Here is a 16,233-nt window from a genome sequence, read left to right as displayed (position 1 = left end):
GTCTTGGCCGGTCGAAGCGCAGTACCCCCGTGAAACATTCTGCGCAGAGACACCTTAAGATGCCCTTTCAGCCGGTGCGGGTCCGCGCGGATGTCGTATTTATCCGTCAGGGGGCGCAAACTCGTCGCTGGTCCTCGGGCGGCTCGGCTACTACTTGTCGGGGGTGTGACGGAACGGGAGAGGCGCCATGTCGGAGACAGAAACGCGGAAACGGACACGCAGCGGCGGCGGCGCGGCCCGTCGGGCGGCACGGGGGTCGGCCCGGGTCGAGACGGCGCGCTTCATCGAGCGCAACATCCCCAATTTCGAGATTCTCTCCGCAGAGGCGCTGGAGATGATCGAGGCCGGTGCCGAGACGGTGCTGGCGGAGATCGGCGTCAATTTCGTCAACAACCCCGGGGCGCTGGCGCTGTGGAAGGACGCTGGCGCCGAGATCGAGGGGGAACGCGTGCGCATCCCGCGCGGGCTGGCGCGGCAGCTCTGCGGCCATGCGCCCTCGCGGATCACCCAGCACGCCCGCAACCCCGCGCGGTCGGTCGAAATCGGCGGCCGCTCGCTGGTGCTGGCGCCGGTCTACGGTCCGCCCTTCGTGCATGACGCCGAGAAGGGACGGCGCTACGGCACGATCGAGGATTTCCGCAATTTCGTGAAACTGGGGCAGATGTCGCGCTGGCTGCACCATTCGGGCGGCACGCTCTGCGAGCCCACCGACGTGCCGGTGAACAAGCGCCACCTCGACATGCTGCACGCCCATATGACCCTCTCGGACAAGCCGTTCATGGGCTCGGTGACCGAGCCGAGCCGGGCGCAGGACAGCGTCGACATGTGCGGCATTCTGTTCGGCGAGGACTTCGTGCAGCAAAGCACCGTGATGACCTCGCTGATCAACATCAACTCGCCGCTGACCTTCGACGACACGATGATGGGCGCGCTCGAGGTCTACGCGCGCAACAATCAGGCCTGCATCGTTTCGCCCTTCATCGTCGGCGGGGCGATGGCGCCGGTCTCGGTGGCGGGCACGCTGACGCAGGTTCTGGCCGAGGGCATGGCGGGCATCGCCTACGCGCAGCTGGTACGCAAAGGCGCGCCGGTGATCTTCGGCGCCTTCGTCACCTCGATCGACATGAACTCCGGCGCGCCCACCTTTGGCACGCCCGAGGCGTCGCAGATCAGCTACGGCGTCGGCCAGCTGGCGCGGCGGCTGGGGCTGCCCTATCGCTCGGCGGGGGCGTTCTGCGGCTCCAAGCTGCCCGACGCCCAGGCGGCCTACGAGAGCGCCAATTCGCTGAACATGGGGCTGCAGTCGGGGGTCAACTTCATGCTGCACGCCTGCGGCTGGCTCGAAGGCGGGCTGGTCGCCTCCTATGAGAAATTCGTGATGGATGCCGATCAACTCGGCGCGCTGCACAAGTTCGCGCAGGGGGTGACCGTCGACGAGACGACACAGGCACTGGACGCGATCCGCGAGGTCGGGCCGGGCGGGCACTACCTTGGCTGCGCCCACACCCAGGAGAACTTCAAGACCGCCTTCTGGCGCTCCGAGCTCTTCGACTACAAGCCCTTCGAGACATGGTCCGAAGAGGGCGGGCGCGACACGATGCAGCTGGCCTCGGCGCGGGTGAAAGCCTTGCTGGAAAGCTACGAGCAGCCGGCGATGGATCCCGCCACGAGCGAGGCGCTGGGCGATTTCGTGGCGCGCCGCAAGGCCGCCATGCCCGACGCCTTTCTCTGACGGATCGCCGCTTCAAGCGGAGGTGTGGCGCTGGGCTTCGCGCAGGCGGTCCTCCGCGATAATCGCCGCCAGCACCTCCACGTGACGCGTCGCCGAGTAGCTCGAAGCGCGGGCGCGGCGGCTGCTGTCGATCCCGTCTTCCAGTTCCATCAGACGCAGAAGCGCCGCTCCGTGGCGCTCGGGATAGGGCGTGCCGAGCAGCCGTGGCAGATGCGCCTCGCGCTGGTAGTCGGCGGCACCATAGCGCGCGGCGCGCACGAGAAGTCGCGGGCGGCGCAAGGCGCAAAGAAGGCTCTGGAGGTCCTGCATCGGGTCGTCTCCCATTTGGTGAACAGGCCCGGAGAGTGACATGGGGGGCAGCGATGTTGCCCCGGCGCGTGGGGCTGCGCGCGCGGCGTTTACCGATGTTTATAATTTGTAGAGAAGTCTGTTAAACGTCTAAAATCATTAACTTTTAGATAACTTTGAGGCGAGCAGTTTTCAGGTTCACTTCCGCAAGCCCTGCGTCGGCGGGGTGCAACCTAGGGGACATCTGCAATGATGCGATACCGTGATTTTTCCAAGGACTTCACCAAGGCACCCGGTCTTCCTGCCTGGGTGCCCGAGATGGCCCGCCACTACCTGGCCCATACCGAGGATGGCGCGGGGATCCGCGCGCTGGCGCGATCGGCGGGATGCCATGCCTCGACCGTGCTGCGCCAGGTGCGGCGGATGGAGACGCTGCGGGACGACCCGCTGGTGGACGAGGCCCTGCGCCGGCTCGGGGCGGCGCGCGCCGCCTGCGCCGCGCCAGCAAAGGAGGTGGGCATGACGCAGCCCGAGGACGATCGCGACGAGGCCGGCAGCGGCGCTCCAACCCTGGATGCGGCAACGCTCTCGCGCGAGGCGCGGCGGGTGCTGCGGCGGCTTTGCGAGAGCGGCGCGGTGCTGGCAGTGGCCACCGAGATGGACAAGGCCGTGGTCGTTCGCGACACCGGAGGGGGCGGTTCGGCGCGCACCGCGGTGGTCGATGTGCCGGTGGCCGAGGCCATGGCGCTCAAGGGCTGGATCCGCTGCGACGCGCCGGGGCGGATCTCGCGTTACCGCATCACCGCGGCGGGACGCGGGGCGCTCGGGCAGCTGATGGCCGAACAGGAGAGCCGGTTGCGCGGATTTGCCGAGGCGCAGGCCGGCTTCGAAAGCGGCCGCGCGGCCGAGGCGGCCATGGCCGAGGAAGAGTCCGACCCGCGCGGCCGCCGGCGCTACGCAGCGACCGAAAGCCCGCTGGCCTCGCTCGGACGCCGGCGCGACCGGGACGGCAAGCCCTTTCTCGACGAGGCGCTGGTGCGCGCCGGCGAGCGGCTGCGCGAGGATTTCGAGCTGGCGCAGATGGCGCCACGGACGACCCAGAACTGGGATCACTTCCTAACGGCGGGTGTGAAGCCCGGGTCTGCCACGCGGCTCCCGCAGGGCTCCGAGGCGGCGCGTGTGCGCTTTACCGGGGCGCTGCGCGACCTCGGGCCGGGGCTCGGCGATGTCGCGCTTCGGTGCTGCTGCTATCTCGAGGGTCTCGAAGAGACCGAACGCACCCTGGGGTGGGCGGCGCGCTCGGGCAAGGTGGTGCTGCGCATCGCCCTGCAGCGACTGCGGCGGCACTACGAGGCGCTGGACGCTTCGGGCGGTGGGCTGATCGGCTGAGCGCCTGACCCGCGCGTCGGGCATGAAAAGGGGGCGAAGCTGCCAGCTTCGCCCCCAGTGTCTTGGGTCGCGGCGGCGGGCTTACTCTGCCGCGCGCACCGGCGTGTCGCCGGTGACCGGGATCCCCGGGTAGTCGTCGATATTGCCGCTCTCGAGGTCCGCCGCGGCCTTCTTCACTCCGGCAAGGTAGTCCGGGTGCACCCGCTCCAGCACAGCGTACCAGCGCTCGCGCACGCCGTCCGAGACCGGCGCCATGGCCCGGGCCATGTTGAGGTGCAGACGCGCGCGCTCGTCATCGCCCAACACCTCCTTGTAGAGGGCGCGGGGCTGGACGTAGTCGGCATCCTTGTCCTCCTGCGTGTAGCGGTCGGCGTCGCCCGAGATTTTCAGGGGCGGCTCCATGACCGACGGGTCCGCCTTGGCCGACTCCTCGTATTGGTTCGGCTCGTAATAGGCGTCGATATGTCCGGTCTGCGGCGGGAAGAACCGCATTGCTCCGTCCTTGTGGTAGGTGTGAACGGGGCTTTTGGGCGCGTTGGGCGGCAGCGCCTCGTAATGGGTGCCAAGCCGGTAGCGGTGCGCGTCGGCATAGGCAAAGAGCCGGCCCTGCAGCATCTTGTCGGGCGAATAGCCGATGCCGGGCACCTTGTTCGACGGCGAGAAGGCGGCGTTCTCGACCATCTGGAAATAGTTGTCTGGGTTCTTGTTGAACTCGAGCATGCCCACCGGGATCAGCGGAAAGTCCTTGTGCGACCAGACCTTGGTCAGATCGAACGGATTGAAGTCGAGCTCGGCCGCCTGCGCTTCGGGCATCACCTGGATGTTCATCTCCCACTTCGGGAAATTGCCGCCGTCGATGGCATTGTACAGGTCTTCCTGGAAGCTCTCGCGGGTCTCGCCGACGATCTTCTCGGCCTGCTCGTTGGTGTAATTTGCGATCGGCTGCTGGCAGCGGAAGTGGAATTTCACCCAGAAGCGCTCGCCCTGCGCGTTCCACAGCGAATAGGTGTGCGAGCCGTAGCCATGCATGTGCATCGGGTTCTTCGGAATGCCGCGGTCCGACATCAGGATCGTCACCTGATGCACCGACTCCGGCTGGCCGGCCCAGAAGTCGAACATGGCCTCGGGCGAGCGCATATTGGTCTTGGGGTGGCGCTTCTGCGTGCGGATGAAGTCGGGAAACTTGTAGGCATCGCGAATGAAGAAGATGGGGGTGTTGTTGCCCACCATGTCCCAGTTGCCTTCCTCGGTGTAGAACTTCAGCGAGAAGCCGCGCACGTCACGCTCGGCATCCGCCGCGCCCTGTTCGCCCGCGACCGTCGACCAGCGCGAGAGGATGTCGCAGGTATTGCCGACCTGCGAGAAAATCTTGGCGCAGGTGTACTGGGAAATGTCATGGGTCACGGTGAAGGTACCCTGCGCGCCCCAGCCCTTGGCGTGCACCACCCGCTCGGGAATGCGCTCACGGTTCTGGTGGGCGAGCTTCTCGATCAGCTGGTAGTCTTCCAGAAGCACCGGACCGCGCGGACCGGCGGTGGCCGAGGTTTCGTTTGTCGGCACCGGCGCGCCGGCGGATGTGGTCAGTCGCTTGCTCATGAGTCCTCCATGGAGATGAGGCGGGTGTGCCCTTGTGTGCGATCAACTAGAGGGGCGGGCCTAAGTTCCCAATTGCGGATTCTTGTCGGAGTGATAGGATTTTCTTATGCCTGTTACCCTTCGCCAGCTGAGCTATTTCCGGGCCCTCGCCGCGCAGCGCAATTTCCGCCGCGCCGCGGACTCCTGCAATGTCTCGCAGCCCGCGCTGTCGGTGCAGATCCGCGAGCTCGAGGCGGCGCTGAACGGCCCGCTGGTCGAGCGGCAGGCGCGCGACGTTCTGCTGACCCCCTTCGGTCGCGAGGTGCTGGCGAGCGCCGAGCGCATCCTCGCAGAGGTCGCGGGGCTGGAGCACGCGGCGCGGCGGCGCGGCGGGCTGACCGGCACGCTCTCGCTCGGCGTCATCCCGACCATCGCCCCCTATTTCCTGCCCGAGGCGCTGGCCGCGTTGCGGGCCGAAGACATCTCGCTCGACGTCGAGGTGACCGAGACCAAGACCGAGACGCTGCTTGCCCGGCTCGCCGAGGGCGCGCTCGACGCGGCGCTGGTGGCGCTGCCAATCGAGCAGGAGGGGATCGAGGTGCTGCCACTTTTCGAGGATCGATTCCTGCTGGCCGGCAGCGCCGCGCGGCTCGCGTCGATCGGCGGCGTGCCCAGCCCCGAGGGCCTGGCGGAGAGCCAGCTTCTGTTGCTCGAAGACGGGCACTGCCTGACCGATCAGGCGCTGGCGGTCTGTGGCCGGGGCAGGGGCAACGCGCGGATCAACATGGGGGCGACGTCACTCTCGACGCTGTCGCGGCTGGTGGCGGCGGGCTTTGGTCTGACGCTGATGCCGGAGGTTGCGGCGCTGACCGAACTGCGCGCGTCGCCGGGCATGCACCTGCGGCGCTTCGGGACGCCAGAGCCGGCACGGATCGTGGCGCTGGCGTGCCGCGCGTCGAGCCACCGCGAGGGCTGGTTCACCGAGCTCGCGGACGTGCTGCAGACCGTGGGGGACGCGCTGGTGGAGGGCGTGCGCAAGAGCCCGGAGATTGCTCCGGCGGACCGCTGAGGATGCGCCACGCCGTAGTTGAGGAAACGCGCTGTCGGGAACGCGTATGAAGCCGCGCAGACAGCTGCGCGGCTTCTTGGTCCGTGAGCGACTCCTCCACCCCGGCCATGATCGCTGGGGAGACGAGGATGCCAGAGGCAGGCAGAGCCGGTTCGGGACGTGAGGATTGGAGCCTTGGGACGCGGCTCCTTTCCTGGGGAAGCCCGGCGTTGAGGGAAAATTTAACGCCGAGCCGCAAAGACGCTTGGTCGACCTAGCGGGACTCGTAACAACAAATGATTCTAAATGACGTCAGACTGGTAACAGGGTCAGAATACAGGCTTTGTCCGCCTCGGCTATCCCGGAATTTTTGTGTTTCATCGCGGTAACTGGGGACCTTGCTGCGTTGCCGCAAGGTAATGTACGGAAATCATGGGCTAAATCTTGCCGATATGGTGGCGAAGCCTCGCTTGGTGCAAACTCAGTGTTTCCGAAATGTGAAGTCGAGACGCGCTTCTGTCAGGCAAACTCTCCCAAAGGGTGTGAAATCCGCGCTATTTGACAGCTATAGATGGTGCGACCGGGCGCTGTTGGTCACTGAAGAGGGGCGGGCATGAGTCGGTTCGCGGGCAGATCCTTGCGACGTTTCCTGAAGTTTCGCGTCGTGGCGCGCCGAGCAGAGGCGCTGGCGGACGCGGCCAGCCCGATTGACACGGCACACCATGGATTGCTCATCGCGGCGCGATCACGGGCCCCGCGCAGGGGGCACGCTGCGACGACGCGGGCCGGGCTGCCGCTGTACCCGAGATGAACGTACCTCGACGCCGGTGGCAATGGCGGGATCGGTGCCAAACCGCCGCCCGGCGGCGCCGGCGAGGCGATCTGCGTCGGGGCGATGGATCGAAGCGCCCCCGCGGCGTGGCCCTGCCTCAAAGTGGTTCTGCAGCCCCGCAAAATCGTTGCGGGGCGGCCATTTGCAATTTGGCAGCAACGCGGTTGATTGCGCGCCATGTGGCCCTTGAGCGGCGCCGAGCCGGCCTCGCGCCGCATTGCGGACGTAAATATGCACAGTCTCGGCAGCGCATTGCCGCCAAGAAGTGTAATATTCCGATAGATCACAATGGAATGGTTGCATTTACGTTAGGGCAACATGATACTGGCCGCATGAGGCAGGTCGCCGCTGATGAGGGGCTGGTTTCGACGGAAATTTGTACTCCCGAACCTCGGTTGCCCCGTTTTCTCGGGGGGGCGGCGTAAGTCTCATGAGACAACCGGTGACCCGCTCAGCCGGAGCTAGTGAGTTATATAAGTGGTTTCGCTTTTTAACTGATTTTTAGGGAGATTTACATGAAACGGACAATGTTGACGGCCGTCGTCGTCAGTTCCGCGATGGCTCTGGGCTCGGCGGCCTGGGCGCAAGACGATGCTGCGGCCAAGCCGAACATCCTCGTGATCTTCGGCGACGACATCGGCCAGACCAACCTTTCGACCTATAGTTTCGGCCTGATGGGCTATACCACGCCGAACATCGACCGGATCGCGTCCGAGGGTGCGAAATTCACCGACTACTATGCCGAGCAGAGCTGCACCGCCGGTCGTTCGACCTTCATCACCGGCCAGTCGACACTGCGCACCGGCCTGTCGAAGGTGGGGCTTCCGGGCGCCAACGCCGGCCTGCAGGACAAGGACGTGACGCTGGCCTCGGCGCTCAAGGACCTGGGCTATGCCACCGGCCAGTTCGGCAAGAACCACATGGGCGACCGGGACGAATTCCTGCCCACTGCGCACGGCTTCGACGAGTTCTTCGGCAACCTCTACCACCTCAACGCCGAGGAAGAGCCCGAGCAGTTCAACTATCCCCAGGACCCGGAATTCCGCGAGCGCTTCGGCCCGCGCGGGGTGCTGCATTCCTACGCCGACGGCGAGATCGAGGACACCGGCCCGCTCACCCGCAAGCGCATGGAAACCGTGGACGAGGAGACCGCCGCCGGGGCGATCGACTTCATGAAGCGCGCGGTGGAATCGAACACGCCGTTCTTCACCTGGTACAACACCACCCGGATGCACTACAAAACCCACGTGCGCGATGAGAACCGCAGCGAGCCGGGGCTGACCGCACGGACCGAATATGCCGACGGCATGATCGAGAATGACGGCGTCATCGGCGAGGTTCTGGACGCGCTCGACGAACTCGGCGTCGCCGACAACACCATCGTCATCTACACCACCGACAACGGGCCACACCAAAACACCTGGCCGGATGCCGGCACCACGCCGTTCCGCTCCGAAAAGAACACCAACTGGGAAGGCGCCTACCGCGTCCCCGCGCTCATCCGCTGGCCCGGCATGATCGAGCCCGGCACCGTCTACACCGAGATGTTCTCGGGCCTCGACTGGTTCCCGACGATCATGGCCGCCGTCGGCGACACCGACATCAAGCAGCGCTTGCTCTCCGGCACGACGATCGACGGCAAGGAGTACAAGAACTACCTCGATGGCTATAACCAGCTCGACTACCTCACCGGGGCATCGGACGAGGGGGCGCGCGACGAGTTCTTCTACATCAACGACGATGGCGAAGTGGTCGGCCTGCGCTACGAGAACTGGAAGGTCGTCTTCAAGGAGCAGCGCGTGAAGGGCACCATGGCGGTCTGGGCCGAACCCTTTACCCAGCTGCGCGTGCCCAAGCTGTTCGATCTGCGTGCCGACCCCTACGAGCGGGCCGACATCACCTCGAACACCTATTGGGACTGGGTGAGCGACCACGCCTATCTCGTCGCCCCGGCGTCGCAGGAAGTCGCCAAGTTCTTCGAGACCTTCAAGGAGTTCCCGCCCTCGCAGCGGCCGGACAGCTTCTCGATCGACCAGATCCAGGAAGACCTGAACGCCAGCCTCGCGAACATGGGCAGCAACTGATCCAGCTGCTCCCGTCTCGGGCCGGCGCAGGCCGCCGCCCCGACCATTATTCTATTTTCCGATTGTTACTGGCGTGCTGACGAACACAGACGCCCGCCCTCGAAGGGGATACACCCATGCCCGACCCGCACGCGCCCTGCGCCGCCGCTCTCGCCGCGCTCTGGCTTGCCGCCCCCGCCTTCGCCGATCCGCTGCCTTCGTGGAACGACACCGGCGCCAAGTCTGCGATCATCGAATTTGTCGAGGCGGTGACCGATCCAGCCTCGGACGACTACGTCACCCCCGAGGACCGCATCGCCGCCTTCGACAATGATGGCACGCTCTGGACCGAGCAGCCGGTCTATTTCCAGGCGCTCTACGCGCTCGACGTGCTGCAGGAAAAGGCCAAGGTCGATCCCGATATCCTCACCACCGACGCGCTGAAGGCCGGCGCCAAGGGCGACGTCGGCGGCGTTCTCGCCACCGGCATGGACGGGCTGCTCGAGGTGATCAACGTCTCGCATTCCGGGCTTACCGTCGACGAGTTTCAGGCCGATGCGCGCGACTGGCTCACGAGCTACACCCATCCGACGACAAAAAAACTTTACGTAGAAATGGTTTACCAGCCGATGCTCGAGCTTCTGAGCTACCTGCGCGACGAAGGGTTCAGCACCTATATCGTCTCGGGCGGCGGCATCGATTTCATCCGCGCCTTCTCCGAAGACACCTATGGCATCCCGCCGTGGCAGGTGGTCGGCACCGAGGGCAACACCTCCTTCGAGGTGGTCGACGGGCTTCCGATGCTGACCAAGAACGGCGGCGTCACCTTCATCGACGACAAGGAGGGCAAGCCGGTCGGCATCATCCGCCACATCGGCCGCAAGCCGATCTTTGCCGCGGGCAATTCCGACGGTGATTTCGCCATGCTGCAATACACCACCTCGGGCGAGGGGCCGAGCTTTGGCCTGCTGGTGCATCACACCGACGCGGCGCGCGAGTTTGCCTATGACCGCGACGGCCATATCGGCACGCTGAACCGCGGCCTCGACGAAGGCCCGGGCTTTGGCTGGACCATCGTCGACATGGCGCAGGACTGGGCCAAGGTGTTCCCCACCGACTGAGTTGCGTGGAAAGGTAAGGACGGTATGGAAGGCATGACCCAAAGCGGCACGCGGGCGCAGATCGACAGCCTGCGCGCCCGCATGGGCGAGGCGATCATTGGCCAGCGCGAGGTGATCGAGCGGCTGCTGATCGGGCTTCTCGCCAATGGCAACCTGCTGGTCGAGGGGCTGCCGGGCCTCGCCAAGACCCGCGCCATCAAGGCGCTTGCCCGCAACCTCGAATGCGATTTCAGCCGCATCCAGTTCACCCCCGACCTGCTGCCCTCGGATGTCACCGGCACCGAGGTCTACTACCAGGGCGAGGGCGGCGGCGAGTTCCGCTTCGAGGCCGGGCCGATCTTTGCCAACCTCGTGCTGGCCGACGAGATCAACCGCGCCCCGGCCAAGGTGCAGGCGGCGCTGCTCGAGGCGATGGAAGAGCGGCAGGTGACCGTGGCGGGCACCACCCACAAGATGGAGCCGCTCTTCATGGTCATGGCGACGCAGAACCCCATCGAGCAGGAAGGCACCTATCCGCTGCCCGAGGCGCAGATGGACCGGTTCCTCATGCATGTGAACATCACCTATCCGCCGGTCGAGGACGAGGTCGAGGTGATCCGCCTCGTGCGCGGCGAGGAGATCGCCGCGCAGGGGGGCGCCGGGAAAGGCGCTGCCGACGCGCCGCTTCCGATCCCGCAGGAGGCGGTCTTCGCAGCCCGCCGCGAGATCGCCGCCTTGCGCGTGGCGCCCGAGATGGAGCGCTACATCGCCGATCTGGTCAACGCCACCCGCGTGCCCGCCGAATTCGGTGACGACCTCAAGCGCTGGATCGAGGTCGGGGCCAGCCCGCGCGCCTCGCTGGCGCTCGACAAATGCGGGCGCACCCACGCCTGGCTCGCGGGGCGCGACTATGTCGACCCCGAGGACATCCGCGCCGTGGTGCCCGATGTGCTGCGCCACCGGCTGGGCCTGTCGTACGAAGCGCAGGGCGAGGGCGTCAGCCCCGATGCCGTGGTGGCCGAGATCGTCCGGCAGGTGGCGCTGCCCTGAGGAGGCAAGATGAAGGACCGCGCCGCCCGCATCCGCACCGGCACCCTGGGCAAGGCCCCGCAGGTCTTGGATGATCCGCGCATTCATACCGATCTGGCCTACCTGCGCAGCCTCGAAGGTCCGGCGCGCGGCCTCAGCTTCCTGCCGCGCCAGCCGGCGCAGTCGGTGCTGAACGGCCGTCACGCGTCGCGCTTGCGCGGCCGCGGGCTCAACTTCGAGGAGCTGCGCGACTACTTGCCCGGCGATGACATCCGCGCCATCGACTGGAAGGTCACCGCCCGCACCGGCAAGCCGCACGTCCGGGTGATGACCGAGGAGCGCGACCGCCCGGCGCTGATCGTCGTCGACCAGCGCATGTCGATGTTCTTCGGTACCCGGCGCGCGATGAAATCGGTCACCGCCGCCGAGGCCGCCGCGATGACCGCCTTCCGCATCCTCGACCAGGGCGACCGGGTGGGGGGCATCGTCTTTGGCGACGAGATGATCGCCGAGGTCCGCCCGCAGCGCAGCCGCGCCGCGCTCAACCGCTTCCTCACCGCGCTGGCCGAGGCCAACACACAGCTGCATGCCGAGGCGCCCAACGTCGCGCCGATCGGCCTGACGCAGGTGCTGCGCGCGGTCGCCCGAATTGTCAGCCGCAATCACCTCATCATCGTGCTGAGCGACTTCGACGGCATCGACGCCGAGACCGATCGCATCGTCTCGGGCCTTGCGCGCCACAACGATCTCATCCTCGTGCCGGTGACCGACCCCAGCGCGGGCGAGATCCCGGCGGGGCTGAAGCTCATCGTCACCGACGGAGCACTGCAGGCCGAGATCGACACGGCCGCGCCCGGCACCCGCAAGGGGCTGATCGAGATGTCGAAGGGGCGGCTGGCGGATGTGCTCGACTGGCAGCGGCGCTTCGGCGTGGCGATCCTGCCGCTCTCTGCCGGGGAGGAAACGCTGCCGCAGATGCGACGGCTGCTGGGGCTCGGGCCGCGATGAACGAGGAGGGAGCGGAAACCGAAAGCCTCGTGGGCCTGATCGATCAGCTGATCGAGCCGGTTCCGCCCGCGCCGGTGCCGCTGGTGCCGCAGACATGGGGCTGGGTGGCGCTGGCGGTGCTGTTCGCGGCGCTCGCCCTCTGGGGGCTCTGGCTCGGCCACCGCCGCCGCGTGGCGAATGCCTATCGCCGCGCCGCGCTGGCCGAATTGGACCGGGCCAGCACCACTGCCGAGCTCGCCGCTGTCCTTCGCCGCGCCGCGCTCGCCGCCTTTCCGCGCGCCGAGGTGGCCTCGCTCACCGGGGCCGACTGGACGAATTTCCTGTCGCGCACCGCGAGGAGCCGCTTTCCCGACACCGCTGGCGAAGAGCTGCGCCGCGCGCCCTACCGCGAGCCGGGGGCGGCCCCGTCGCCCGAGCTGCGCCGCGCCGCCGAGCACTGGCTGAAGACCCATCGCGCCGCACCCGCCCCGCGCGCGCGGGAGCAGGCGGCATGATCTCGCTCGCCGCGCCGTGGATGCTGCTTTTGCTGCCGCTGCCGCTGCTCGTGCGCTGGCTGGTCCCGCCGCACCGCGAGCGCGAAAGCGCGCTGCGCTTCCCGTTCTTCCGGCGCATGGCCGAGGCGGCGGGGGCCGAGCCGCGCGCCGGGGCGGTGATCCTGTCGCGCCCGGTGATCTCGGCGATCACCGCCGGGCTCTGCTGGGCGCTGCTGGTGCTGGCGCTGGCCCGGCCCGAGCGGGTCGGCGCGCCGATCACCATCGAAAAGGCGGCGCGCGACGTGGTGCTGGCGATCGACATTTCGGGGTCGATGGACGCCAAGGATTTCGCCACGCCGGACGGCACGCGGATCCAGCGCCTCGCCGGGGTGCGGCAGGTGGTGGGCGATTTTGTCGCCGGGCGCGACGGCGACCGCATGGCGCTGATCGTCTTCGGCACCGCGGCCTACCTGCAGGCGCCGCTCACCGATGATCTGACCACGATCACCGAGTTGCTCGGCACCACCGAGGTCGGCATGGCCGGGCCGCACACCGCGCTTGGTGATGCCATCGGCCTTTCGATCCGCACCTTCGAGGCCAGCGACATCGACCAGCGGCTGCTGATCCTGCTGTCGGACGGTTCGGACACTGCCAGCCGGATGAGCCCGGTCAACGCCGCCGAGATCGCCGCCGATCGGGGTGTCGAGATCTTCACCATCGGCGTCGGCGATCCCGAGGCCACCGGCGAGAACCGGGTTGACCTCGCCACGCTGCAGACCATCGCCACGCGCACCGGGGGGCAGTACTTCTTTGCCGAGGACGCCGCCGCGCTGGAGGCGGTCTACGCCCGCATCGACGCGCTTGCCCCGCGCGAGACCGAGACGCTGTCCTTCCGACCGCGCCGTTCGCTGTCCTGGGTGCCCATGGGGCTGGCGGCGCTGCTCGGGCTGGGCGCGGTGCTCTGGCTGCAGCTGCGCGGACGCCGCAGACAGGCACGGGCGGCGCGACAGGCGGAGGAGGCGGCATGACCGAGCTGCCGATCTTCCTCGAGGCCTTTCACTTCCTGCGCCCGCTCTGGCTGCTGCTGGTGCCGCTGATCGTGCTTGTCTGGTGGTGGGTGCGCCGCCCGGTCCAGCGCGGCGCGAGGCTGGCCGAGGGGATCGCCCCGCACCTGCGCGAGGCGCTGACGGTGGGGCGGGCGCAGCGCCGGCGCGTCCTGCCGATTGACAGCACCGCGGCGATCCTCCTCCTTGCCGCGCTCGGGGCCGCGGGGCCGAGCTGGTCGCGCCAGCCTGACCCCTTTGCCGCGCAATCGGCCCCCGCGGTGATCGTGCTCGCGGTGACGACGGGCATGGAGCAGACCGATCTCGCCCCGTCGCGCCTCGAGCGCGGCAAGCAGAAGATCCGCGACTTCCTCGACCTGCGCGCCGGGGCGCGCACCGCGCTGGTCGCCTATGCGGGCACTGCCCATGTGGTGCTGCCGATGACCGAGGACGCGCAGGTCATGGTGCCCTATCTCGAGGGGCTGAGCCCCGAGGTCATGCCGCGCGAAGGCGCGGTGGCGGGCGAGGCGCTGGCGTTGGCCGCGGCGATGCTGGCCGAGGAGACCGCGCCGGGGGGCATCCTCTTTGTCACTGACAGTCTGGACCCCGCCGACGTGGCGCCGCTCAATGCCAGCGCGGCACCGCTCGCGGTGCTCTCGATGCGGCCGGAGGGCAGCCGCGACCGGGGGCTTGATGCGCTCTCGGCGCCGGTGGTCGAGGCCACGCCCGATCCGTCGGATATCCGCAGGCTCGACGGGCTGCTCAACGCGGCCTACCGGCGTGCGCAACTCGATGACGTGGACCAGCCCTGGGAGGACCGGGCGCATTGGCTGGCCTGGCCCGCCGCGCTGATCCTGCTGCTGAGCTTCCGGCGGGGCTGGACAATGCGGTGGGCGGCGATCGCCGGGCTGACGCTGCTGCTCACGCCGCAGGGCGCGCGGGCCGAAGGGATCGCCGACTGGTTTCTGACGCCGGACCAGCAGGGGCGCATCGCTTTTGAGAACAAGCACTACGAACGCGCGGCCGAGCTTTTTGTCGATCCGCTTTGGCGTGGCTATGCGCTTTACCGGGACGGGCAATATGACGATGCCGTGCTGGTGCTGGACCGGGTCGAGACGGCTGAGGCGGCCTTCCTTCAGGGCGTGGCGCAGATCAAGGGGCGGCACTACCGCGACGGCGTGCGGGCCCTCGAGACGGCGCTGGCGCGCGATCCGGACTATCCCGGCGCGGCGGAGAACCTCGAGACCGCGCAGCGCATCGTCGCCTATGTCGAGGCAGCGCAGCTCGCCTCGGACACCGGCGAGGACCAGGGGATCGGGGCGGATGAGGAGGTTTACGACAACGAGAGCGGGCAGGGCGAGGAGACGCTGCGCGAGGCTGCGGACGCGGGAGGTGGCGGGTTGCTGACCGCCGATCAATGGATGAACACCGTCAACACGCGGACCGAGGACTTCCTGCGGATGCGCTTCGCGCTCGAGGCGGCACAGCCGCCTCAAGATGGCGATGAGGCGGCACAGCCGTCTCAAGATGGCGATGCGGCGGCACAGCCGTCTCAAGATGGCGATGCGGCGGCACAGCCTGCGGCTCCGGCGCCCACGGAGGGTGGACAATGATCCGGGTCCTCTGCGTGCTCGTCCTGCTTTTGCCGCTGCCGCTCAGGGCGCAGGAGTCCGAGGACATGCCGCAGCTCATCGTCGACTTCCCCGAGACCGAGGCGATCCCCGGTCAGCCGCTCAGCCTGCGGCTGACCGTGCTGGTCCCGAGCTTCATGCCAAGGCCCCCGGTCTGGCCGAGCCTCGAAGCGCCGAACCTGCTGGTGCGCCTGCCGTCCCGTTCGACCAACCCGGTGTCGGAGCGGATCGGCGGCGAGACCTGGGCGGGCATCTCGCGGCACTATCGCATCTCGCCGATGGTGCCCGGGCAGGTGGTGCTGCCGCCGCAGGAGGTGCTTGTGACCTGGCAGGACATGGGCGCGGGCGAGGCGCGGCAGGTGACGCTGACCACCGGGCCGATTGCCTTTTCCGGGGTGGTGCCGGACGGGGCCGAAGGGCTCGATCCTTTTATCGCCGCCTCCGAGCTGTCGCTCACGCAGCAGATCGAGGGCGAGCCCGGCACGATGGTGCCCGGCGACAGCCTCAAGCGGCAAGTGACGGTCGCGGTGACGGGTGTGTCGCCGATGTTCCTGCCAGGGCTGCTGGCGGCCGTGGATTTGCCGGGCGTTGCGACCTACCCGGACGAGCCACGGCTGTCCGAGAGTGACGACTGGGGCGCGCTCAGCGGCACGCGGGTCGAAAGCGTGACCTATCTCGCCGAGGCGGGCGGCGGGGGGGCGCTGCCGGAGGTGCGGCTCGAGTGGTATGATACCGACGACGGGGTGGTGAAGACCGCCTCGGCGCCCGGGCTCGAGCTGCGGATCGACGGCCCGCCGCCGGGGCGGAGCGCGCCGCTCGATCCAGCGCGCCTCGCGCTGCTGGCAGGGGGCGCCCTGCTGGCCCTGGGGCTGCTCTGGTGCGGGCTGCGCGTCCTGTTGCCGGCTTTGTCGCGGCGGCGGGCCGAGCGGCGCGCGCGCGTGCTGGCCTCCGAAGGCCATGCCTGGCGGGCGTTGATGCGGGTGATCGCGGCGCGCGACCATGTCGCACTGCGCCCTGCGCTC

At 68.0% G+C, this 16,233-nt stretch carries 13 protein-coding genes; 11 read left to right on the top strand and 2 right to left on the bottom strand.

The window, feature by feature from the left end; genetic code table 11:
* The first annotated feature begins 187 nt into the window (after positions 1-187).
* Positions 188-1,732: a trimethylamine methyltransferase family protein gene (locus G0D83_RS14755; protein ID WP_164195360.1), complete on the top strand. Its 1,545-nt coding sequence runs from the start codon at positions 188-190 to the stop codon at positions 1,730-1,732.
* A gap of 12 nt (positions 1,733-1,744) precedes the next feature.
* Here G0D83_RS14755 and G0D83_RS14750 read toward each other — a convergent pair whose 3' ends face one another.
* Positions 1,745-2,041, bottom strand: coding sequence for a DUF6477 family protein (locus tag G0D83_RS14750; RefSeq protein WP_164195358.1), 297 nt, complete (start codon positions 2,039-2,041; stop codon positions 1,745-1,747).
* A gap of 228 nt (positions 2,042-2,269) precedes the next feature.
* On the opposite strand from G0D83_RS14750, the gene G0D83_RS14745 reads away from it, so the two are divergent.
* Positions 2,270-3,409, top strand: coding sequence for a DUF6456 domain-containing protein (locus G0D83_RS14745; RefSeq protein WP_235940215.1), 1,140 nt, complete (start codon positions 2,270-2,272; stop codon positions 3,407-3,409).
* 81 nt (positions 3,410-3,490) lie between these two features.
* Here G0D83_RS14745 and G0D83_RS14740 read toward each other — a convergent pair whose 3' ends face one another.
* On the bottom strand, positions 3,491-5,005 hold the full coding sequence (locus G0D83_RS14740) for a catalase (RefSeq protein WP_164195356.1): 1,515 nt from the start codon (positions 5,003-5,005) through the stop codon (positions 3,491-3,493).
* Between the two features lie 106 nt (positions 5,006-5,111).
* On the opposite strand from G0D83_RS14740, the gene G0D83_RS14735 reads away from it, so the two are divergent.
* From G0D83_RS14735 to G0D83_RS14695, 9 genes are all read left to right on the top strand, one after another.
* Complete coding sequence (locus G0D83_RS14735) at positions 5,112-6,053, top strand: LysR substrate-binding domain-containing protein (protein WP_164195354.1); 942 nt, start codon at positions 5,112-5,114, stop codon at positions 6,051-6,053.
* A gap of 1,326 nt (positions 6,054-7,379) precedes the next feature.
* A complete protein-coding gene (locus G0D83_RS14730) occupies positions 7,380-8,948 on the top strand; it encodes an arylsulfatase (protein ID WP_203595063.1) in 1,569 nt (522 codons plus the stop codon).
* A 116-nt stretch (positions 8,949-9,064) separates the two neighbouring features.
* Positions 9,065-10,048, top strand: coding sequence for an HAD family phosphatase (locus G0D83_RS14725; protein ID WP_164195351.1), 984 nt, complete (start codon positions 9,065-9,067; stop codon positions 10,046-10,048).
* A 24-nt stretch (positions 10,049-10,072) separates the two neighbouring features.
* Positions 10,073-11,077 (top strand): MoxR family ATPase, encoded by a 1,005-nt coding sequence (locus G0D83_RS14720; protein ID WP_164195349.1) that lies wholly within the window; start codon positions 10,073-10,075, stop codon positions 11,075-11,077.
* A gap of 9 nt (positions 11,078-11,086) precedes the next feature.
* Positions 11,087-12,064, top strand: a complete 978-nt coding sequence (locus tag G0D83_RS14715; RefSeq protein ID WP_164195346.1) for a DUF58 domain-containing protein — start codon at positions 11,087-11,089, stop codon at positions 12,062-12,064.
* Positions 12,061-12,558: a DUF4381 domain-containing protein gene (locus G0D83_RS14710; RefSeq protein ID WP_164195344.1), complete on the top strand. Its 498-nt coding sequence runs from the start codon at positions 12,061-12,063 to the stop codon at positions 12,556-12,558. Before G0D83_RS14715 ends, G0D83_RS14710 begins: the two co-directional genes overlap by 4 nt.
* Entirely contained in the window at positions 12,555-13,565 is a 1,011-nt protein-coding gene (locus G0D83_RS14705) for a VWA domain-containing protein (protein ID WP_164195342.1), read from the top strand. Before G0D83_RS14710 ends, G0D83_RS14705 begins: the two co-directional genes overlap by 4 nt.
* The gene (locus tag G0D83_RS14700; RefSeq protein WP_164195340.1) at positions 13,562-15,193 is read left to right on the top strand and encodes a VWA domain-containing protein; all 1,632 of its coding nucleotides are present in this window, start codon (positions 13,562-13,564) and stop codon (positions 15,191-15,193) included. Before G0D83_RS14705 ends, G0D83_RS14700 begins: the two co-directional genes overlap by 4 nt.
* The coding region (locus G0D83_RS14695) for a BatD family protein (RefSeq protein WP_164195338.1) at positions 15,190-16,233 on the top strand (1,044 nt) is incomplete at its 3' end. The genes G0D83_RS14700 and G0D83_RS14695, both read left to right, overlap by 4 nt.

This window comes from Salipiger sp. PrR003 (assembly GCF_010500785.1).
In the GTDB taxonomy this organism is placed as follows: Bacteria; Pseudomonadota; Alphaproteobacteria; order Rhodobacterales; family Rhodobacteraceae; genus Salipiger; species Salipiger pacificus_A.
The sequence above is the reverse complement of the archived record's forward strand: the minus strand, read 5'-3'. Positions and strand labels throughout refer to the sequence as shown.